This window comes from Mycolicibacterium canariasense, assembly GCF_002101555.1.
In the GTDB taxonomy this organism is placed as follows: Bacteria; Actinomycetota; Actinomycetes; order Mycobacteriales; family Mycobacteriaceae; genus Mycobacterium; species Mycobacterium canariasense.
This window is the reverse complement of the sequence record NZ_LQOL01000083.1, coordinates 1-20,970: the sequence shown is the minus strand read 5'-3', so window position 1 is coordinate 20,970 and position 20,970 is coordinate 1. Positions and strand designations below refer to the sequence as shown.

Here is a 20,970-nt window from a genome sequence, read left to right as displayed (position 1 = left end):
GGCCGCGACGGAACCGGCGGCGGGGTGGCGGCGGCCGGCTCGGGCTTGGGCTCCGGGGCCGGCTCGGGCTTCGGTTCCGGCTTGGGCTCGGGGGCCGGTGCTGCGGGCGCGGGAGCGGCGGCGGGTGCGGACCCTTCGGCGCCGATCTTGGCCAGCTCGCCGCCGACGGCCACCACGTCGTCCTCCTCGGCGGTGATGGCCACCAGCACGCCGGCCACCGGGGACGGGATCTCGGTGTCGACCTTGTCGGTGGACACCTCGACCAGCGGCTCGTCGACCGCGACGGTGTCGCCGACCTTCTTCAGCCACCGGGTGACGGTGCCCTCGGTGACGCTCTCGCCGAGCTCGGGCATCTTCACGGACGTGGATTCGCCGCTCGCGGCGGGCGCGGATTCGCCGCTCGCGGCGGGCGCGGATTCGGCGGGTGCGGCAGGTTCGGGTTCGGGTTCCGGTTGGGCCTGCTCGGCAGCCGGCTCGGGCTCCGGCTGGGCCTCCTCGGCGGGTGCGGTATCGCCGGCCGGGACGGACTCACCGGCCTCACCGATCAGCGCCAGGTCGCCACCGACCTCGACGACGTCGTCCTCCGCGGCGATGATCTTCGTCAGCACGCCCGAGGCCGGCGCCGGGATCTCGGTGTCCACCTTGTCGGTGGAAACCTCCAGCAGCGGCTCGTCGACCTCGACGGTGTCCCCTTCTTGTTTGAGCCACCGCGTGACGGTCCCTTCGGTCACGCTCTCACCGAGTGCGGGCATCTGGACGGAGATGGCCATGGGTTTTGACTCCTCGAGCAGTCGTCGTCACGGGGGGAATGCGATGCAGGACCCATCCTGTCATGTCCGCACCACTCGGTCGTCGCAGACGTCCGGACTCGTCGCTCTGGCACCATCGAAGGTGACAAAGAAAGGAGTTACGCCACGTGGGACTTTTCGATAGATGGCGTGGCTCGGGTGGCGGGTCGCAGACCGCCGCCGACCTGGATTACCTGCGGCAGTGGGTAGCCACGCATCACGGCGTCGAGGCGTTCGTCGAACCCAAGACCACCGTCACCGATGTGACCGTGGTGCTCGTGGCCGCCGACGGCGAGTGGACCCGCCGCCGTACGGGCGGCGATGCCGGGGCCCGGCGGTTGAGTCGCCAGCTCGACATCCCGGTCTACGACGTGCAGAAGGTCGGTTATCCGCAACGCATGCGCGACTACGACGCCCGCCGTCGCATCGAACGGCAGCGGGCGCTGCGCAGTGAACTCGATGAGTGAGGCGCCCGCGCACCGGCATCGCGTGCACAGTGCCGACGGCACCGGCATCGCGGTGTACGAGGAGGGCAACCCCGCCGGCCCCACCGTCGTGCTGGTGCACGGCTGGCCCGACTCGCATGTGCTGTGGGACGGCGTCGTACCGCTGCTCACCGACCGGTTCCGGGTGATCCGCTACGACAACCGCGGGGTCGGCGGATCCGATGCCCCCGCACCCGTTTCGGCGTACACCATGGCCCATTACGCCGACGACTTCGCCGCCGTCATCGCGGCGGTCAGCCCCGGCACCGCCGTGCACGTGCTGGCCCATGACTGGGGTTCGGTGGGGGTGTGGGAATACCTCGCCCGCCCCGAATCCGCAACGCGGGTGGCGTCTTTCACCTCGGTGTCCGGGCCGAGCGCCGACCACCTCAACCGGTTCGCCGTGACCAGCCTGAAACGGCCGTACCGGCCCAAAACCTTCGCCAGGGCCCTCGACGGTCTGGCCCGGCTGGCGTACATGGGCGCGTTCTCCATCCCGGTGCTCGCCCCGGCGGCCATCCGGTTCGCGTTCGCACGCGGCGCCATGCGGCGCCAGCTGCTGCGCGACGGTATGGCGCCCGAGTCGATCCACCACGGCGACGGTTTCGCGCGCGACGCCGCCCGCAGCATGAAGGTGTACCCGGCCAACTACTTCCGCGGCCTGTCCTCGGGCCGCACCGACCATTACGTCGGGGTGCCGGTGCAGCTGATCGTCAACACCGACGACCCGTTCGTGCGGCCCTACGTGTTCGACGCCGTGGCCCAATGGGTGCCGACGCTGTGGCGGCGCGACCTCAAGGCCGGGCACTGGGCCCCGATGTCGCACCCTCACGTCGTGGCCAGGGCGGTCACCGAACTCGTCGACCACCTCGACGGGCACCCCGCGGCCCGCGAGCTGGCCAGGGCCCGAGTCGGCGGCAGCCGGCCACCGTTTGCCCACACGTTGGTGTCGGTGACCGGGGCCGGTGACGGGATCGGCCGGGCCACCGCGCTGGAATTCGCTTCGCAGGGAGCCGAATTGGTGGTCAGCGATATCGACCAGGCCGGGGCCGAACAGACCGCGCGGTTGATCGCCGCCGCCGGCGGGACGGCGCACGCCTACCAGCTGGACGTCGCCGATGCCGACGCGGTGGCGCGCTTCGCCCAGACGGTGTGCGACGCGCACGGCGTCCCCGACATCCTGGTGAACAACGCAGGCATCGGGCACGGCGGCTATTTCCTGGACACCCCGGCCGACCGGTACGACCGGGTGCTGGACATCAATTTCGGCGGCGTCGTGAACTGCTGCAGGGCGTTCACGCCCGCGATGGTCGCACGGGGTACCGGCGGCCACGTCGTCAACGTCGCCTCGATGGCGGCCTTCACTCCGATCGCCGCCGTGAACGCCTACGCCACCAGCAAGGCCGCGGTGTTCATGTTCTCCGACTGCCTGCGCGCCGAATTGAGTTCCGCCGCAATCGGTGTGACGACCCTGTGCCCCGGCGTCGTGAAGACCGGCATCGTGGACCGCACCCACTTCGACGTGCCCGCCGCCAAGCGTCGGGAGCTCGAGGTCAAACGGGCGCAGGCCAAGAGGGCCTTCGCCGCGCGCGGCTACGGCCCGGAGAAGGTGGCGCGGGCGATCGTCGCCGCGGTGCGCAGCGGCAAGGCGGTCGCACCGGTGACCGCCGAAGCGCATCTGGCGTACGGCCTGGCCCGGGTGGCGCCGGCGGTACTCCGCCGCGCCGCCCGGGGTCGACTGCTCTAACCGTTGCGGGCGATGTCTTCCAGGACGGCGAACATCGTCCTGGTCGGCACCCCGGTCCCGCCCTTGGGGGTGTAGCCCCACGGGCCACCGGTGTTGTACGCGGGCGCGGCGATGTCGATGTGCGCCCACTCGACACCCTCGGCGACGAACTCGCGCAGATAGGTGCCCGCCACCAGCATGCCCGCGTAGCGCGAAGCACTGACGTTGGCCAGGTCGGCCACCGTCGACTTGAGATCGTCCTTGAGTTCCTCCGGCAACGGCATGGCCCACCCGTTCTCGCCGACCTCCTGGGACAGCGCCGCGACCCGGTCGCGGAACTCGTCGCTGCCCATCACGCCCGGGGTGCGGGCGCCGAGGGCGACGGTCTGCGCGCCGGTCAGCGTGGAGGTCTCGATCAAGTAGTCGGGATCGTCCTCGCACGCCCGCACGATGGCGTCGGCCAGGATGAGCCGGCCCTCGGCGTCGGTGTTGAGCACCTCGACCGTGATCCCGCCGTACTGGGTCAGCACGTCGCCGGGCCGCTGCGCGGTGGCCGACGGCATGTTCTCGGCCATCGGCACGGTGGCGACGACGTCGATGGGCAGGTTCTGCTTGGCGGCCAGCACCACGGTGGCGATCACCGCGGCCGCCCCGCCCATATCGGAGGTCATGTGGTGCATGTTGGCGGCCGGCTTGATCGAGATGCCGCCGGTATCGAAGGTGATGCCCTTGCCGACCAGGGCCACCTTCTTGATCCCCGTGTCGCTTCGCTCCTGCCCGCCGGCCTTGCCTTTACGTCCCGCGCCCTTGTGCGTCAGCCGAACCAGCCGCGGCAGCCGCGACGAGCCCTGCCCGACGCCGACGATGCCGCCGTAGCCGGCCTTGGCCAGCGCCTTGTCGTCCAGCACCTCGACCGTCAGGCCGGCCTCCTCGCCCAAAACCTTTGCGCGCTTGGCGAATTCGGCCGGGAAGAGGTGGCTCGGCGGGGTGTTGACGAAATCCCGGGCGGTCGCGACGGCCGAGGCGATGTCCACCGCACGCTGCGCGGTGGCCTTCGTCGCGGCCTTCGTGTCGGCCGCCAGCGCGACGATCTTCGTCAGCCCCTTGTCCTTGGGCGCGGTCTTGTCGCTGCGGAACTCGGTGAACCGGTAGGCCCCGAGGATGAGGCCCTCGATCGCCGCCTCCAGGTCCAGGGCGGTCAGCGTGGTGACCACCGTGGCGACCTTGTCCAGGGCGCGGGCCGCGTTGCCGGCCGCCCGGCGCAGGCTGTCGGCGGGCCACGCGTCGCGGTCCTCGCCCAGCCCGACGGTCAGCACGCTGGCCACCGGCAGGTCGGCGATGACCAGCCGGTGCTGCTGGCCCTCGCCGCCGGTGCCGCCGAGGGCCTCCAGCGCCGACTCGATGGCGGCCACGGCGGCGGTATCGAGGTGCTCGCCCAGCACGCGCGGTCCGTCGTCGCCGGACACCACGCCGACGACGAGGACGGCATCGGCGGTGCCCCGGCGGGGCAGGGACGAGCTGAGGGTGACGGACGGGGCCTGGTATCCGGATGCGCTGCTCACGGTGTTCACCCTAGAGACACAGCAGCGGATGCGCCGTGACCGGTGCGTCGAAACCTTTCAGCGTGAACGACCGCGACGGCGCGAAATCGTGCCCGGGCAGTTCGTCGTACAGCGCGGACGACACCAGGACCTGGCCCGGCTCCGCGGTGGCGACCAGCCGGGCCGCCAGATTCACCGGGTTGCCGAAGTAGTCGCCGCTGATCGCCAGCACCTCGCCATACCCCAGCCCCGCGCGTACCCGCAGCCCCGCCTCCCGGGCCTTGGTGTTGCCGACCAGGGCGACGGCCGCGTCCATCAGCAACTCCGGGGTGGAGCTGACCCACATCACCGCGTCGCCGATGAACTTCACCACGCGGCCGTTGGCCGCGTGCACGACATCGGCCGCGGTGGCCCCGAAATCGTTGAGCAGGTCCGTCAGTTCGGCGGCGCTGAGCAGTTGGGTCAGGGCGGTGAACCCGGACAGATCGGCAAAACCGATGCCGCACACCACCGTCGGGGACCCGTCCCGCACGACGTGCTCGAAATACGTGCGCGCGCTCATCAGATGCTGGCGGTGCACCGCGTCGATGGCCGCGCCGATGCGCGGCAGGTAGGAGACCGCCTCCCGATACGCGCGGGCGGTGGCGAACTCGTCGTGACTGACCTCGATCTGGACATCCGGCGAAGTCGCCCGCATCATCGAGGACTCCGCCTCGGCGAGGCGCGCCATGCCCGCCCCGATCACCCGCAGCAAGCCGGTGGCGGCGACATCGCCGACGACCAACCGCATCTCGGCCCAGGTGCGCAGGGCCTCGACATCGGCCCGGCTCAGCGATTTGGTCGCGCAGTCGGTGACGGTCAGGCCCAGGGCCGCCCAGGCGTGCTCGACATCGGCCAGCGGCACCCCGATCTCGGCGGCGGCGTCGCCCAGGCAGTATTCGGGCGGTCCCGACCACTGCAGGACGTCGCCGGCCAAACCGAACAGCCGGCCCCTGGCTTCGGCCTCCACCATCTCGGCGGCGGTGAAGCCCAGCCCGGCCAGATATTCGATGAGCGGGGCGCGCCGGCGCGCATCGGCGATTCCCGCTGCCTCGAGCGCGTCGAAATCGACCACCGTGCAAGTGTGCCAGCGCGATCCCCTCTAGGGTGGGGATTGTGAGTGAGACAGTGCTGCACGGCCCGTTGGAGGATCGCCACCGCGCGCTCGGCGCCAGTTTCGCCGAGTTCGGCGGATGGCTGATGCCGGTGTCCTACGCGGGCACCGTCGCCGAACACAACGCGACCCGCGCCACCGTCGGACTGTTCGACGTCAGCCACTTGGGCAAGGCGCTGGTGCGCGGACCCGGCGCGGCGGCCTACGTCAATTCGGCGCTGACCAACGACCTGACCAGGATCGGCCCGGGTAAGGCGCAATACACGTTGTGCTGCAACGAATCCGGCGGCGTGATCGATGACCTGATCGCCTATTACGTGGCCGACGACGAGATCTTCCTGGTGCCCAACGCGGCCAACACCGCGGCCGTGGTCGCCGAACTGCAGCGGCACGCCCCGCCCGGGCTGACCATCACCGACGAGCACCGGTCCTACGCCGTGCTGGCGGTGCAGGGCCCCAAGGCCGCCGACGTGCTCGGCGCGCTGGGGCTGCCCACCGAGATGGATTACATGGGCTACGCGGATGCCGAGTACGACGGTGTCCCGGTCCGGGTCTGCCGCACCGGCTACACCGGTGAACAGGGCTACGAGTTGCTGCCCGAATGGGAGCGCGCCGGCGTGGTGTGGGATGCGCTGTTGGAGCAGGTGCGCGCCGCCGGCGGGGAACCGGCCGGTCTGGGCGCCCGCGACACCCTGCGCACCGAGATGGGCTACCCGCTGCACGGCCACGAGCTGTCGCTGGACATCTCACCCGTGCAGGCCAGGGCCGGCTGGGCGGTCGGGTGGAAGAAGGACGCCTTCTGGGGCCGCGACGCGCTGCTGGCCGAGAAGCAGGCCGGCCCGCGGCGGACCCTGCGCGGGCTCAAGGCGCTGGGGCGCGGGGTGCTGCGTGCCGACCTGACGGTGCTGGCCCCGGGGGATGAGGCCCGTGACGGAGTCCCCGTCGGTGTCACCACGTCGGGCACCTTCTCGCCCACCCTCAAGGTCGGCATCGCCCTGGCGCTGATCGACACCGCGGCCGGGATCGCCGACGGGCAGACCGTCATCGTCGACGTCCGGGGCCGGCCGCTGGAATGTGAGGTCGTCGCGCCGCCGTTCGTGCCGGCGCGGACCCGATAACGTGCGGTCGGCGGGCGAAAAAGGCTAGCCACCGGGTTATACAATTCAGACCATGACAGACGGTCCCCTCGAATTCACGCTTGCCCGCAACACGTCACCGGCAAGCGACGAGGTACGGGCCGGCATCCTGGCCGATCCCGGATTCGGCCGCTATCACACCGACCACATGGTCTCCATCGACTACAGCGTGGCCGACGGCTGGCACAACGCATCGGTGCTGCCGTACGGGCCGCTGCAGCTCGACCCGTCGGCGATCGTGCTGCACTACGCGCAGGAGATCTTCGAAGGCCTCAAGGCCTACCGCTGGGCCGACGGCTCGGTGGTGTCGTTCCGGCCGGAGGCCAACGCGGCGCGGCTGCAGGCCTCGGCGCGCCGGCTGGCCATCCCGGAGCTGCCCACCGAGACGTTCCTGGAATCACTGCGGCAGCTGATCGCCGTCGACCACCAGTGGGTGCCGCCGGCCGGGGGCGAGGAATCGCTGTATCTGCGGCCGTTCGTCATCGCCACCGAGCCCGGGCTGGGCGTGCGGCCCGCCAACGCCTACCGCTACCTGGTGATCGGGTCACCGGCCGGCGCGTACTTCAAGGGCGGCATCAAGCCGGTCAGCGTGTGGTTGTCGCACGAGTACGTGCGCGCTTCGCCGGGCGGCACCGGCGCCGCGAAGTTCGGTGGTAACTACGCGGCGTCGCTGCTGGCGCAGGCGCAGGCCGCCGACCAGGGCTGCGACCAGGTGGTGTGGCTGGATGCCATCGAACGCCGCTATGTCGAAGAGATGGGCGGGATGAACCTGTTCTTCGTGTTCGGCAGCGGCGGCACGGCCCGGCTGGTGACCCCGGAGCTGTCCGGTTCGCTGCTGCCCGGCATCACCCGGGATTCGTTGCTGCAGCTGGCGACCGACGCGGGTTTCGCCGTCGAGGAGCGCAAGATCGACGTCGAGGAATGGCAGAAGAAGGCCATCGCCGGCGAGATCACCGAGGTGTTCGCGTGCGGCACCGCCGCGGTGATCACCCCGGTCTCGCACGTCAAGCACCGCGATGGGGAGTTCACCATCGCCGACGGACAACCCGGTGAGGTGACGATGGCGTTGCGCGACACCCTGACCGGGATCCAGCGCGGCACCTTCGCCGATACCCACGGCTGGATGGCCAAGCTCGGCTAGACGGGTGCCGTGGCGGTGCTGCGCGGATCGACCAGGATCTTGGCGTGCTTCTCGGGGTCGCCCAGTTCGTCGAAAGCCGTTGCCACGCCGTCGAGTCCGACGGTGCCGGTGATCAGTGGCGCGGCGTCGAGCTTGCCGTCGGCCAGCAGGTGCAGGGTGTCGCGGAATTCCAGCGGGGTGTAGCCGAACACGAATCGCAGGTCGATCTCCTTGCCGATGGCCATCGACGGGCGCAGCTTGTCCTCGCCCATGCACAGCCCGACGACCACCACCCGGGTGCCCAGCGGTGCCGCGGCGATGACGCCGTCGATCATGCCGGGCACGCCGACGCACTCGAATACGATGGGGCGCTTGGGATTTGCCCCGCCGAGCGAGTCGACCAGGCGGTACAGATGCACCCAGCCGGGCACCTTGCGCAGTTTCTCCATGGATCCGACGGCGAGCTCGAACAGCGCCGGTGCCTCGGTGATCATGCCCTTGGCTGCGGCCGCGTCATAGGGGGAGTCGACCGCCGGGTCGACCACCACGTCGGCGCCGCAGCGTTTGGCCAGTGCCCGCCGGCCGGGGGAGAAGTCGCTGGCGACGACGGTGCCGACGCCCCGGGCCTTGAGGTGGCAGATGACGGCCAGACCCAATGGGCCGCAGCCGATGACGACCGCGGTGTCGCGGCGGGAGATGTCGCTGCGCCGTACGGCGTGCAGCGCGACCGCCATCGGTTCGGTCAGGGCCGCGATGTCCATCGACAGCCCGTTGGGCACGGGGAACGTCATCGACGCCTCGGCCAGCGTCCGCTCGGCGAATCCGCCGGGCGCCAGCGGCGACAGCCCCGTCATGTGCACCCCGCCGTGCGCGCGCACCATGGGGAACACCGCCACCGGCGTGCCGACCTTCAACGCCCGCGGGGTGCCCTTGCCGCGTTCGGCGATCTCGCCGCAGAACTCGTGCCCCAGCACGACGGTGGCGGCGCTGTTGATGAAATCCGGGTACCCGATCTCGTCCATCACGCCCTTGAGTTCGTCGGCGTGCAGGCGGGCGTGCAGGTCCGAGCCGCAGATTCCGGCCCGGGCGACGTCGATGACGAGTTGGCCCTTGGCCGGCCGCGGGGCCGGCAGCTCGACGACGTCGAGCGTGCCGGCATGGCAGGTCACGGCGCGCATGGTGGGCGAGGTCGTCCCGGTGGTGGTCATCCCTGCATTATGCGGTACCGCCGGTTCCGGGCAGGTCAGGTGCCGCAGAACGTCCGGTAGCCCGCGGCGAATTCGGCCGGGGCCGGCTCGGCGTAGCGACTCAGGCCGGGGCGCTCGGTGAACGGCTGCCGCACGGCGGCCACCAGGTCCCGCACCGGCCCGGGATCCCCGGCGGTGGCCGCGGCCAGCGCCTCTTCGACCAGGTGGTTGCGCGGGATGTAGACCGGGTTGACCCGGTCCATCGCCGCGGTGTCCGGGCCCAGTTCCCGCCACCGGCGGGCCCAGTCGCCGAACCCGTCGGGGACCGTGCCGCGGCTCAGCCCGCGGAAGAACGAGGTGAAATCCGGGCGGTGCTGCCCCAGCAGGTCCAGCAGATCGGCGATGAGTTGCGGGTCTGTCTGTGCGACACCGAGTTTGGCGCTCATCCGGGCGTCGAACTCGCGCTCGTAGTGCTGTTTGAAGGCGCCCAGCGCATCGGTGGCTGTGGCGATCGCGCGGTCGGTGTCGGGGTCGATGAGCGGCAGCAGCGTCTCGGCGAATCGGGCCAGGTTCCAGGCGGCCACCGCAGGCTGGTTGCCGTAGGCGTAGCGGCCCAAGCTGTCGATCGAGCTGAAGACCGTCGCCGGGTCGTAGGACTCCATGAACGCGCACGGCCCGTAGTCGATGGTCTCGCCGGAGATGGTCATGTTGTCGGTGTTCATCACGCCGTGGATGAACCCGACCGCCATCCACTGCGCGATCAGCGCCGCCTGCACGGCGATCACCGCGTCCAGCAGCGCCAGGTACGGGTTGGCGGCGGCGGCCGCCTGCGGGTGGTGGCGGGTGATGGCGTAGTCGGCCAGCCGCCGCACCAGCTCACCGTCACCGCTCAGCGCCGCGTACTGGAAACTGCCGACCCGCAGATGACTGCCGGCCACCCGGGCCAGCACCGCGCCGGGTTGTGGGGTCTCCCGGTGCACGGTCGTCCCGGTGGCCACCACCGCCAGAGCGCGGGTGGTGGGGATGCCCAGTGCATGCATCGCCTCACTGATCACGTACTCGCGCAGCATCGGTCCGACCGCGGCCAGGCCGTCACCGCCACGGGCGAACGGGGTCCGTCCGGATCCCTTGAGGTGCAGGTCGCGGCCGTCGGGCAGTTCACCGAGCAACAGCGCGCGGCCGTCGCCCAGCCGGGGCACCAGACCGCCGAATTGATGGCCGGCATAGGCCTGCGCCACCGGCGCGGCGCCGTCGGGCAGCGCGGTGCCGGTCAGGAAACCGAGTCCGGCGTCGCTGCGCAGCCACTGGGCATCCAGGCCCAGTTCGGCGGCCAGCGGTTCGTTGAGCACCAGCAGTGCCGGGGCGTCGGGGACTTGGGCCTGCCAGGCGATGGACAGTTCCGGCAGCGTGCGGGCGAAGTGGTCACCCAGCGCAATCACAGGTCCAACTGTACTCACGCGGCCGCGAGGCCCAGCGCGACCAGCGTGGTGGTCAATTCGCAGGCTGCACCCAGCACGTCACCGGTGATGCCGCCGAACCGCCGCACGCAATGGGTCACCAGCGCCGCAGCGAGCGCCAGCGCGGCCAGCACCGCGACCGGGCCCAACCACGGCAGTGGGGTGGCCGGCACCGCGGCCGCGGCCAGGGCCAGCGCCCAGGCCGCCACCACCCACCACGGCTGTGAACCGGCCACCAGCGCGCCCAATGTGCTGCCCGGCGCGGCGGGCACCCCGCGCCGGCAGGTCATGACGATGGCCACCCGCCCGGCCGTCACCGCGATCACCACGGCGACCCCGCCGGCCACGCCGAAAGCCAAGCCCTGCAAGACGATTGCCAACACCACGGCCGCCACCCCGAACGGGCCCGCGGTGCCGCCGCGCATCACGGTCAGCGCGCGCTCGGGCGGGCCGTAACAGCCCAGTCCGTCGACGGTGTCCGACAGCCCGTCGATGTGCAGGCCGCGGGTGCCCAACAAGAGCACGGCCACCGCGAGCACCCCGGGCAGCGCCCCGGCGCCGTAGCACTGCGACGCGCCCCACGCGGTCAGGGCCGCCAGCCCGCCCAGCGCGGCGCCCACCACCGGCAGGGCGGTCAGCGCGCCCCGGCCGAACGGGTGGCTCACCCGTAGCGGCAGCACCGTGCCGAAAGCGAAAGCCGAAGCAAGCGAACGGATCACGCGCCGGATACTTGGGCTTCGTCGAAAGTGGCCATCGATGCCAGCGTCGCAACCGCGGCGCGCAGAACGGGCAGGGCCACCGCCGCCCCGGTGCCTTCGCCCAAGCGCATGCCCAAGTCGACGATGGGCGCCAGGCCCAGATGGTCAAGGGCCAGTGTGTGCGCCGGCTCGGTGGAACGGTGCCCGGCCTGCCACCAGGCCCGCGCGCCGGGGGCCAGCAGGTCGGCGATCAGCGCCGCCGCGGTCACCACCACGCCGTCCAGCAGCACCGGGGTGCGCCGCACCGCGGCCTGGGCCAGAAACCCGGCCATCGCGGCGAGGTCGGCGCCGCCGCACACCCGCAGCAACGCCTCGGGGTCGGCGGTGACGCCGCGGGCCCGGTAGAGCGCATCGCGGATGGCCGACACCTTGCGGGCCCAGCCGGCGTCGTCGATGCCGGTGCCGCGGCCGGCCACCACAACCGGCTCGGACCGTGTCACCGCGGCGATCAAAGTCGTTGCCGCGGTGGTGTTTCCGATGCCCATGTCACCCGCGATGAGCAGATCGGCGCCCCCGTCGACCTCCTCGTCGGCGATGGTGCGGCCGGCCTGGATGGCCGCCGCGGTGTCCTCGGCGGTCAGCGCGTCATCGACCGCGATGTTGCCGCTGCTGCGGCGCACCTTGTGCGCCCCGATGGCCGGGCTCAGCGGTTCGGCGTCCACGGCGATGTCCGCGACGCGCACCGACGCCCCCGCCACGCCCGCGATGACGTTGATGGCCGCGCCGCCGGCCGCGAAATTGGCGACCATCTGCGGGGTGACCTCGGGCGGGAAGGCCGACACGCCGGACGCGGTGACCCCGTGGTCCCCGGCGAACACGACGATCCGGGCGCGCTCGAACTGCCGCGGCGGGCAGGCCCCCTGACACGACGCCACCCACACCGACAGGTCCTCCAGCCGGCCCAGCGCCCCTGGCGGTTTGGTCAGCGTGTTCTGCCGGGCCTGCGCGGCCCGCAGTGCGTCCGCATCGGGTGCGACGATCTCCGGGAAAGCGGTCACCTGATCGTCTCCTTCACCACTAGGGGCTGGCCCGCGACCACGAGCACCACCCGGTCGCACCGTGCCGCCAGGCGCTGGTTCAGCGCGCCCAGTTCATCGGCGAACAGCCGGCCGCCCGCGGTCGCAGGCACCACGGTGAGCCCCACCTCGGGGCTCACCAGCGTCAGCTTCCCATCGAATCCTGTGACCGCCGCGCAGAGTTCGTCGACGTCGGCGTGCACCGACCCGCCGGTCCAGGCCTCCCGCCGGTCCATCGCCGCGGTCAACCAGCCGCCGATATCGTCGACCAGTGTCGCGGTGCGGGTGTCGGCGCGCAGAGCGGCTGCCACATCGGCGGTTTCGACGGTGGACCACTGGGCGGGCCGGCGCCGGCGGTGCGCGTCGACGCGCCGGGACCAGTCCGGGTCACCGGTGTCGGTGCTGCCGGTGGCCAGGTAGCGGACCGGGGCGGTGCTCATATCGGCGGCGATATCGGCCTCGGCCCAGTGTGATTTGCCCGAACGGATCCCCCCGAGGACCAGTACCCGCACGCGTGTCAGACGTCGTCGCCGCGGTTGACCATCGGTCGCGGCGCGCGCATCCGGCGCAGCTGTGAGGCGCGGCTGGCGGCGTAGAAGCCGAGCTTGAAACCGCTCTCGGTGTTCGACGGGAACTTCTCGTCGACCATGCGATTCACCCGGCGGCCCACCAGCACACCGTCGATGGCCATCACCACCAGCAGCACCGGCATCCCGTAGGACACCCAGCGCTGCACCTCGACCGCGGGCACCGCCAGCGTGATGAGCACCAGGGCCAGCGCCACCGGCATGAACAGGCCGAGCAGATTGCGGCGGGAGTCCACGATGTCGCGGGCGTACCGGCGCACCGGACCCTTGTCGCGGGGCAGCAGGTAGGCGTCGTCACCGGCCATCATCCGCTCGCGCCGCTCGGTCATCGCGGCGCGCCGGGCCACCTTCTCGGCCTTGCGTTCCTCCCTGCTCAGCTTGGGCTTGGACGCGGCCAGTTCCTTGCGCCGCTTGCGGGCCTCGGCGCTGGTCAGCGGCGCGGGTGCGACGGGCCCGCGCCTGCGGGCGGCCTCGCTGCGTTTGGGGGTGGGCCGGCCCTTGGGGGCGGTCAGTCCGGTGTCACCGGCCGCAGTCGCCGACGCGGGAGCCGAGGCGGCGGCGTCCTCGGGTTGCGGATTGTCCTTCTTGCGGCCCAGCAGATTCACGCCCACAGGGTACGTCCGCTGCGGTATTCCTCGGTATGCGGCTCCGGATTGCACAACCTACGCTGGCCGGATGCATGTGCTGGTGGCCCCGGACTGCTTCGGTGACAGCCTGACCGCGGTGCAGGCCGCCGAGGCCATCGCGGCGGGCTGGGGCCGCGCACGCGGCGGCGACAGCGTCACCCTGGCCCCGCAGTCCGACGGCGGCCCGGGGTTCGTGGAGGTGCTGGCCAGCAGGTTGGGTGGCCTGCGGACCGCCCGGGTCAGCGGGCCCCTGGACGAGACGGTGACCGCGCAGTGGGTGCTCGACGGCGAGACCGCCTACCTGGAATGCGCGCAGGCCTGCGGACTGACCCTGCTGGACGGACCACCGACCGCGCGGACCGCGCTGGCCGCGCACAGCGGGGGAGTCGGCGAGCTGATCGCCGCGGCGCTGGACGCCGGGGCCCGGCGGATCGCCGTCGGGCTGGGCGGCAGCAGTTGCACCGACGGCGGGCGGGGCCTGGTGGAGGCGCTGGCTGCGCACGCGGGCAACGACGATCGGTCGGGCTTGGAGGCCGCACGCGAGCGGCTGGCCGGGGTCGACCTGATCGCCGCCAGCGACGTCGAGCACCCGCTGCTGGGACCGATGGGCGCCGCGGCGGTGTTCGGGCCGCAGAAGGGTGCGGACCCGGAGACGGTGCAGGTGCTGGAACGCCGGCTCACCGAATGGGCGGCCGAACTGGGCCCCGGGATCGCCGAGCAACCGGGCGCCGGCGCGGCCGGCGGTATCGGCGCGGCCCTGCTGGCGCTCGGCGGCCGCCGCGAATCCGGGGCCGCCGTGATCGCCGAGCACACCCACCTGGCCGACGATATCGCCGCCGCCGACCTCGTCATCACCGGCGAGGGCAGGTTCGACGACCAGTCGCTGCACGGCAAGGTGGTCAGCGCGCTGGCCGCGGGCGCCCGGCAGCGCGGCACACCGGTGCTGGTGCTGGCGGGTCAGGTGACGCTGGGGCCCGACGCGCTGGCCGCGGCGGGTATCACCGCGGCCCACTCGATCACCGACTACGCCGGGTCCGTGCAACGCGCGATCGCCGATGCCGCCAACCAGCTGACCGGATTGGCCGAGCGCACCGCCCGGGGTTGGCCGTGAGAGTCGGGAATAGCGCCCGGACAAGGTACCGTTGAACTAGATCGCGATTGCGTGACCAGCACTCAGGAGAAGCAATGACTGTTCAGGACGACACCACCATCGAAACCCACGGTGTGGTGCTGACCGACGCGGCCGCCGCCAAGGCCAAGGCGCTGCTCGACCAAGAGGGTCGCGACGACCTGGCGCTGCGCATCGCCGTGCAGCCCGGGGGCTGCGCCGGCCTGCGTTACAACCTGTTCTTCGACGACCGGACCCTCGACGGTGATCTGACCGCCGATTTCGGTGGCGTGGCGCTGACCGTCGACCGGATGAGCGCCCCCTACGTGCAGGGCGCCACCATCGACTTCGTCGACACCATCGAGAAGCAGGGTTTCACCATCGACAACCCGAACGCCACCGGTTCGTGCGCCTGCGGCGACTCGTTCAATTGATCTGATCGGTGCGCTGCACGTAGCTGCAGACCAGCACCTGGTTGTCTTGGGCGAGCAGCTGGGCCACGGCTTGGCGTTCGCCATCCGCGGACGACGATGACGGCATCCGCCCGGACGGGGCGGGCGTCCCTTTCATGCTGAACAGCACCTGCGCCTGGTTGGGTGACAGGTAGACGATCTTGTCGATCGACGTCACCTCGACGCGCTTGTACTGCTTACGGAACGCGTCGCCGCTCATATCGGCCAGCGCCAGGTCGGAATCACGGTTCTTCACCGCGTCGTAGAGCCCGCACAGGGTGTGCCGGGCGATGGTCTGTTCGTCGCCGTCGGCCAGCGCGTCGAGGAACTGCTGGATGGCCGGCCTCGCCGTCGCCGCGGTGATCGGCTGATGGGTCTCCTGCCGGCCCGCGAACACGGCGACCCCGGCCACGGCGGCGACCACCGCGAGGACCGCTGCGATCGCCACGACCAGCGGCCAGCGCCTGCGCTTGGGATACTGCACCGGTGGCGGAAGCATCCCCGGATAGGCGGCGGAGACCTGGTGCGGGGGAAATTGCTGCGGTGGGCCCGGAGGCGGAAAGGACATCCGATACGTTTCGGTGTCTAGGCTTGGACTCGCCGGTCGAACACGACCGTCAATTGGACTTTCAGGCAGGCTAGCGCACCGGGACGGATATGCCCCTGGCGCACCCGTACGCTAGTTAGATTCATTAATGAAAATGAAGGGCGACGTCGTGACCATTGCGGTGACCGGTTCCATTGCGACCGACCATCTGATGAAGTTTCCTGGCAAGTTCTCCGGGCAGCTGCTGCCCGAGCACCTGCAGAAGGTGTCGTTGAGCTTCCTGGTCGACGATCTGGTCATCCACCGCGGCGGGGTCGCCGGCAACATGGCCTTCGCCATCGGCGTGCTCGGCGGCAAGGCGGCCCTGGTCGGTGCGGCCGGCTCGGACTTCGCCGACTACCGGCGGTGGCTCACCGACCACGGCGTCGACTGTGACAACGTGCTGATCTCCGATCAGGCCTACACCGCCCGGTTCGTCTGCACCACCGACGAGGACATGGCCCAGATCGCCTCGTTCTACCCGGGCGCCATGTCCGAGGCCCGCAACATCAAGCTGGCCGATGTCGTATCACGAACGGGCGCACCGGAATTGGTGATCGTCGGCGCCAACGACCCGGAGGCCATGTTCGCCCACACCGAGGAGTGCCGCAGCCTGGGGCTGGCGTTCGCCGCCGACCCGAGCCAGCAGCTGGCCAGACTGAACGGGGACGAGATCCGCCGCCTGATCGACGGTGCCACCTACCTGTTCACCAACGACTACGAGTGGGACCTGCTCCTGCAGAAGTCCGGCCTGAGCGAAGCCCAGGTGATGAGCCAGATCGGCCTGCGGGTCACCACACTGGGTGCCAAGGGGGTGGACCTGGTGTCCTCCGACGGAACCTTCGTGCACGTCGACGTCGTCCCCGAGACCCACCAGGCCGACCCGACCGGCATCGGTGACGCCTTCCGCGCCGGATTCCTCACCGGCCGGTCGGCCGGGCTGAGCCTGGAGCGCTCGGCTCAGCTGGCCTCGCTGGTGGCGGTGCTGGTGCTGGAGACCACCGGTCCGCAGGAGTGGACGTGGGACCGCGAGACCGCGCTGGTGCGCCTCGGCGACGCCTACGGTGCCGACGCGGCCGCGGAGATTGCCTCGGCGTTGGCCTGATCCCACGTCGAATTCGACGAACGGGCGCGAATTACTCGCACTTTCGCGCCCGTTTGGTCAATTGGGCGGGAAGGGGTCAGAGCTGGACGGGGTAGGTCGGTTCGGCGATCTGCGGTGTCACGCTGCCCTCCACGAAGATGGCGTGCCAGAGCATGTAGATCAGCACCGTCCACAACCGGCGGCTGTGATCGGCTTCACCGGCGCGGTGCTCGTCGAGCATGGTCCGCACCGCGCCCAGGTCGATCAGGTCGCCGGTCGCCGACGCGGCCACCGTCGCATACGCCCAGTCCAGCAGTTCGCCGGCCCGCAGCCAGTGCCGGATCGGCACCGGGAAGCCCAGCTTCGCGCGGTGCAGCACATGCGCGGGCACGATCGGTTCCAGCGCGCGGCGCAACGCGTACTTGGTGGTGGTACGGGTGATCTTCTGCTCGTACGGCAGCCGGGACGCCACCGCGAACACCTCGGGGTCCAGGAACGGCACCCGCAACTCCAGCGAGTTGGCCATGGTCATCTTGTCGGCCTTGACCAGGATGTCGCCGCGTAACCAGGTGAACAGGTCGATGTGCTGCATGCGCGCCACCGGATCCCAGCCCGCCGACGAGGCGTAGAGCCCCGCCGTCACATCGGTGTGCGTCCAGTCCGGGTTGAACTTGCGCAGCACCGCGCGCAGCTGGTCGTCGGAGAAGCTGCGGGCGTTGCCGTAGTACCGCTCTTCCAGCGTCAGCGACCCGCGGTGCAGCAGGCTCTTGCCGCGCATGCCTTCGGGCAGCGGTTTGGCGGCCTTGCCCAGCGAGCGCCGCACCGGCCGCGGCAGATAGTCGAAAGGCTTGAGCGACAACGGCTCCCGGTAGATCGTGTAGCCGCCGAAGAGTTCGTCGGCGCCCTCGCCGGACAGCACCACCTTGACGTGTTTGCGCGCCTCGCGGGCGATGAAGAACAGCGGCACCAGCGCCGGGTCGGCCACCGGTTCGTCGAGATACCAGACGATCTCGGGCAGCGCGGCGACGAACTCCTCCTGGCTGACCACCTTGGTCACGTGCCGCGCCCCGATGGCCTCGGCGGAGGCAACGGCGACGTCGACCTCGGAGAAGCCCTCCCGCTCGAATCCGGTGGTGAAGGTGATCAGCCGCGGGTTGTGCCGCATCGCCAGCGCGGCGATCGCCGTCGAATCGATACCGCCGGACAGGAACGCCCCGACGGTGACGTCGGCGCGCATGTGCTTGGCGACGGAGTCCTCCAGCACCGCGGTGATCTCGTCGTAGCGGGCCTGCTCCTCGTTCGGGATGAACGGCACCGCGGCGAACCGCGGGACGAAATACCGGGTGATCTCCGGGGCGGCTCCCGGCCGGATCCGAGCATAGCTGCCCGATTCCAGCCGGCGCACCCCGCGCTGCAACGTCTCGGGTTCGGGCACGTACTGCAGCACCGTGTAGTGCTGCACCGCGCGCTCGTCGATGTCGAGGTCCAGACCCGCCGTCGGCGCCAGCTCGACCAGGCATTTCTTCTCGCTGCCCAGCACGGTGCCGCCCGGGCCGCTGGCCAGGTACAGCGGTTTGATCCCGAACGGGTCGCGTGCGCAGATCAACTCGCGGGTCTGGGTGTCCCACAGCGCGAAGGCGAACATGCCGCGCAGCCGGGACAGCACATCGGTGCCCCAGTAGTGGAAACCGGCGACGATCGCCTCACCGTCACCCTCGGTGTGGAACACCGCGCCGTGCTCGGAACGCAGGGCTTCCCTCAACTCGAGGTAGTTGTAGATCTCGCCGTTGAACACCAACGCGTAGCGCTGCGGGGCGTCCTCGGGTCCCCAGCGCAGCGGTTGGTGGCTGTGGGCGATGTCGATGATCGACAGCCGGTTGAAGCCGAGCACCACGTCGTCGTCGGACCAGGTGCCCGGTTCGTCGGGACCCCGGTGGCGCATCAGATGCGAGGCTCCGGACACCGCGTCGACCAGTGCCGGGGAGATCTCGACGGACGGGTCAGTCAGGTAGGCCAGCAGTCCGCACACCGGGCCAGTATGCCGAACAACCTGGGTCAAGCCCGAGTTGGCAGGTCGCTTCGCGGGTTGGCACACCGGTGGTCTACGCTGCGTAGTACATACAGAGCCGACCGACCGCACGGCGGTCCACCGACTTCTATAGGAGGCGCCAACGTGACCGCTCGCGGGTACAAGTTGGTGGCGTTGTCACTGGTCTTGGGCGGGCTGACGGTCCTGCTCAGCGGGTGCAGTTGGCAGGAGGTGTTCGGCCTCGGCTGGCCCACCGGAATCACGCCAGAAGGCAAGCTCAACCGCGACCTGTGGGTGTGGTCGGTGATCGCCTCGTTCGTCGTCGGCGCCATCGTGTGGGCGCTCATCTTCTGGGCCAGCGCCTTCCACCGGAAGAAGGCCACCGACACCGAGCTGCCGCGTCAGTTCGGCTACAACATGCCGCTGGAACTGGTGCTGACCGTGGTGCCTTTCCTCATCATCTCGGTGCTGTTCTACTTCACCGTCGTGGTCCAGGAGCGCATGCTGCACAAGGACCCCAACCCCGAGGTCGTCATCGACGTCACCGCCTTCCAGTGGAACTGGAAGTTCGGCTACCAGAAGATCGCCTTCGGCGACGGCACCTTCAGCTACGACGGCGCGGACCCCGAGAAGAAGGCCGCCATGACGTCCAAGCCCGAGGGCGTGGACGAACACGGTGAAGAGCGCGTCGGCGCCATCCGCGGCCTCAACCCCGAGGACCGTACCTACCTGAACTTCGACAAGGTGGAGACCCTCGGCACGTCCACCGAGATTCCGATCCTGGTGCTGCCCAAGGGCAAGCGCATCGAATTCCAGATCGCCTCGGCCGACGTGATCCACGGGTTCTGGGTGCCGGAGTTCCTGTTCAAGCGCGACGTGATGCCCGACCCGAAGGCGAACAACTCCGACAACGTCTTCCAGGTCAGTGAGATCCAGGAGACCGGCGCGTTCGTCGGCCGCTGCACCGAGATGTGCGGCACCTACCACTCGATGATGAACTTCGAGGTCCGCGTCGTGGAGCCCAACGACTTCAAGGCCTACCTGCAGCAGCGCATCGCCGGTAAGACCAATGCCGAAGCGCTGCAGGCGATCAACCAGGATCCGCTGGCGGTCACCACGCATCCGTTCGACACCCGGCGCGGCGAGCAGGTCGGCGTGCCGCCCGTCCAGGCGAGCAAGTAAGGACCACTCATGCATATCGAAGCGCGGTTGTTCGAGTTCCTGACGGCCTTCTTCGCCCTGGCCGCGGTGGTGTACGGCGTGCTCACCGCGCTGTTCGCCACCGGCGGCATCGAGTGGGCGGGCACGGTGGCGCTGGTGCTGACCACCGGTCTGACCCTGATCACCGGTACCTTCTTCCGGTTCGTCGCCCGGCGCCTGGACACCCGGCCCGAGGACTACGAGGACGCCGAGATCAGTGACGGCGCCGGCGAACTGGGCTTCTTCAGCCCGCACAGCTGGTGGCCGGTGCTCATCGCGCTGTCCTTCTCGACGGCGGCCGTCGGTGCCGCGCTCTGGTTGCCGTGGCTGATCGTGGCCGGTATCTGCTTCGTGCTGTTCACCGCCGGCGGCCTGGTCTTCGAGTACTACATCGGCCCCGAGAAGCACTGATCCCACCCAGGTCACAACCATGCGTCAGTTCTCTGACGTGCCGCGTCGCCTGATCCACTCGCGCACCTGGTTGGGTAGTGTTGCCGAGGCAGCATTCGAGACGGATAGGCCGAGGGTTAGTTGGAGATGAGCGGGCCTTCAGGACCGGACAAACCCGGTGCGGGCGACGAGCCGGCACCGAGCACCGGTGAGACGGAGATCCATTCGCGGGCGTATTCCGCACCGGAATCCGAACAGTTCGTCAGCGCACCGTACGTTCCGCCGGATCCGGCGCTCTACGACTACGACAGCTACGATCCCGCGGTCGACGACACCCCCGACGCCCCGCCGCGCTGGCCCTGGGTCGTCGGCGTCGTCGCCATCATCGCGGCCGTCGCGCTGGTCGCCTCCGTCGCGGTTCTGGTGACCCGCACCGACAACACCAACCTGGCCACCCCGGCGACGAGCACCACCACGTCGGCGCCGCCGGTGCAGGACGAGATCACCACCACACCGCCGCCCCCGCCGCCGAGCCCGGAGC

General features: G+C 70.4%; 20 protein-coding genes and 1 pseudogene. 10 read left to right on the top strand and 11 right to left on the bottom strand.

What is annotated here, in order from left to right; all coding sequences use genetic code 11:
• On the bottom strand, positions 1–770 hold a 770-nt coding region (locus tag AWB94_RS29410; RefSeq protein ID WP_337350468.1), incomplete at its 3' end, for a biotin/lipoyl-containing protein.
• Positions 771–916: 146 nt separating this feature from the next.
• On the opposite strand from AWB94_RS29410, the gene AWB94_RS29405 reads away from it, so the two are divergent.
• Complete coding sequence (locus tag AWB94_RS29405; RefSeq protein ID WP_062654615.1) at positions 917–1,255, top strand: hypothetical protein; 339 nt, start codon at positions 917–919, stop codon at positions 1,253–1,255.
• A complete protein-coding gene (locus AWB94_RS29400; RefSeq protein ID WP_062654616.1) occupies positions 1,248–3,020 on the top strand; it encodes an SDR family oxidoreductase in 1,773 nt (590 codons plus the stop codon). Before AWB94_RS29405 ends, AWB94_RS29400 begins: the two co-directional genes overlap by 8 nt.
• Here the strand turns inward: AWB94_RS29400 and AWB94_RS29395 are convergent.
• Both AWB94_RS29395 and AWB94_RS29390 read right to left on the bottom strand, forming a co-directional pair.
• A complete protein-coding gene (locus AWB94_RS29395) occupies positions 3,017–4,561 on the bottom strand; it encodes a leucyl aminopeptidase (RefSeq protein WP_062654704.1) in 1,545 nt (514 codons plus the stop codon). The two genes, AWB94_RS29400 and AWB94_RS29395, sit on opposite strands and share 4 nt — an antisense overlap.
• Positions 4,562–4,571: 10 nt before the next feature.
• A complete protein-coding gene (locus AWB94_RS29390) occupies positions 4,572–5,654 on the bottom strand; it encodes an adenylate/guanylate cyclase domain-containing protein (protein WP_062654617.1) in 1,083 nt (360 codons plus the stop codon).
• A 41-nt stretch (positions 5,655–5,695) separates the two neighbouring features.
• On the opposite strand from AWB94_RS29390, the gene gcvT reads away from it, so the two are divergent.
• Both gcvT and AWB94_RS29380 read left to right on the top strand, forming a co-directional pair.
• The gene (gene gcvT / locus AWB94_RS29385) at positions 5,696–6,811 is read left to right on the top strand and encodes a glycine cleavage system aminomethyltransferase GcvT (RefSeq protein WP_062654618.1); all 1,116 of its coding nucleotides are present in this window, start codon (positions 5,696–5,698) and stop codon (positions 6,809–6,811) included.
• A gap of 52 nt (positions 6,812–6,863) precedes the next feature.
• The gene (locus tag AWB94_RS29380; protein ID WP_062654619.1) at positions 6,864–7,970 is read left to right on the top strand and encodes a branched-chain amino acid aminotransferase; all 1,107 of its coding nucleotides are present in this window, start codon (positions 6,864–6,866) and stop codon (positions 7,968–7,970) included.
• Here AWB94_RS29380 and AWB94_RS29375 read toward each other — a convergent pair.
• From AWB94_RS29375 to AWB94_RS29350, 6 genes are all read right to left on the bottom strand, one after another.
• Positions 7,967–9,127 (bottom strand): zinc-binding dehydrogenase, encoded by a 1,161-nt coding sequence (locus tag AWB94_RS29375; protein WP_062654705.1) that lies wholly within the window; start codon positions 9,125–9,127, stop codon positions 7,967–7,969. The two genes, AWB94_RS29380 and AWB94_RS29375, sit on opposite strands and share 4 nt — an antisense overlap.
• Before the next feature lie 65 nt (positions 9,128–9,192).
• Positions 9,193–10,593 (bottom strand): protein adenylyltransferase SelO, encoded by a 1,401-nt coding sequence (locus AWB94_RS29370; RefSeq protein WP_062654620.1) that lies wholly within the window; start codon positions 10,591–10,593, stop codon positions 9,193–9,195.
• On the bottom strand, positions 10,590–11,312 hold the full coding sequence (locus tag AWB94_RS29365; protein WP_062654621.1) for an adenosylcobinamide-GDP ribazoletransferase: 723 nt from the start codon (positions 11,310–11,312) through the stop codon (positions 10,590–10,592). Before AWB94_RS29365 ends, AWB94_RS29370 begins: the two co-directional genes overlap by 4 nt.
• Positions 11,309–12,349, bottom strand: coding sequence for a nicotinate-nucleotide--dimethylbenzimidazole phosphoribosyltransferase (gene cobT, locus AWB94_RS29360; protein WP_062654622.1), 1,041 nt, complete (start codon positions 12,347–12,349; stop codon positions 11,309–11,311). Before cobT ends, AWB94_RS29365 begins: the two co-directional genes overlap by 4 nt.
• A complete protein-coding gene (locus tag AWB94_RS29355) occupies positions 12,346–12,879 on the bottom strand; it encodes a bifunctional adenosylcobinamide kinase/adenosylcobinamide-phosphate guanylyltransferase (RefSeq protein ID WP_062654623.1) in 534 nt (177 codons plus the stop codon). Before AWB94_RS29355 ends, cobT begins: the two co-directional genes overlap by 4 nt.
• Before the next feature lie 5 nt (positions 12,880–12,884).
• Positions 12,885–13,559, bottom strand: coding sequence for a DUF3043 domain-containing protein (locus AWB94_RS29350; RefSeq protein ID WP_062654706.1), 675 nt, complete (start codon positions 13,557–13,559; stop codon positions 12,885–12,887).
• 70 nt (positions 13,560–13,629) lie between these two features.
• Between AWB94_RS29350 and AWB94_RS29345 the strand changes: the two genes are divergently transcribed.
• Together AWB94_RS29345 and AWB94_RS29340 are read left to right on the top strand one after the other, a co-directional pair.
• Positions 13,630–14,691 carry a glycerate kinase family protein gene (locus AWB94_RS29345; protein ID WP_062654624.1) on the top strand — a complete coding sequence of 354 codons (1,062 nt, stop codon included), beginning with the start codon at positions 13,630–13,632 and terminating at the stop codon, positions 14,689–14,691.
• A gap of 74 nt (positions 14,692–14,765) precedes the next feature.
• Complete coding sequence (locus AWB94_RS29340) at positions 14,766–15,122, top strand: HesB/IscA family protein (protein WP_062654625.1); 357 nt, start codon at positions 14,766–14,768, stop codon at positions 15,120–15,122.
• Here the strand turns inward: AWB94_RS29340 and AWB94_RS29335 are convergent.
• Entirely contained in the window at positions 15,115–15,708 is a 594-nt protein-coding gene (locus AWB94_RS29335) for an Rv0361 family membrane protein (RefSeq protein ID WP_062654626.1), read from the bottom strand. The two genes, AWB94_RS29340 and AWB94_RS29335, sit on opposite strands and share 8 nt — an antisense overlap.
• A 148-nt stretch (positions 15,709–15,856) precedes the next feature.
• Here AWB94_RS29335 and AWB94_RS29330 point away from each other — a divergent pair, with 148 nt between their 5' ends.
• Complete coding sequence (locus tag AWB94_RS29330; protein WP_062654707.1) at positions 15,857–16,831, top strand: carbohydrate kinase family protein; 975 nt, start codon at positions 15,857–15,859, stop codon at positions 16,829–16,831.
• Positions 16,832–16,907: 76 nt separating this feature from the next.
• Here AWB94_RS29330 and asnB read toward each other — a convergent pair whose 3' ends face one another.
• Positions 16,908–18,839, bottom strand: a complete 1,932-nt coding sequence (asnB, locus tag AWB94_RS29325; RefSeq protein ID WP_062654627.1) for an asparagine synthase (glutamine-hydrolyzing) — start codon at positions 18,837–18,839, stop codon at positions 16,908–16,910.
• A gap of 57 nt (positions 18,840–18,896) precedes the next feature.
• Between asnB and ctaC the strand changes: the two genes are divergently transcribed.
• The 3 genes and pseudogenes from ctaC to AWB94_RS29310 form a co-directional block, all read left to right on the top strand.
• Entirely contained in the window at positions 18,897–20,021 is a 1,125-nt protein-coding gene (ctaC, locus tag AWB94_RS29320) for an aa3-type cytochrome oxidase subunit II (RefSeq protein WP_409365948.1), read from the top strand.
• A 9-nt stretch (positions 20,022–20,030) separates the two neighbouring features.
• Positions 20,031–20,450, top strand: coding sequence for a cytochrome c oxidase subunit 4 (locus tag AWB94_RS29315; RefSeq protein WP_024454298.1), 420 nt, complete (start codon positions 20,031–20,033; stop codon positions 20,448–20,450).
• A gap of 126 nt (positions 20,451–20,576) precedes the next feature.
• Positions 20,577–20,970 (top strand): annotated as a pseudogene (locus AWB94_RS29310) (hypothetical protein); the annotation flags it as partial.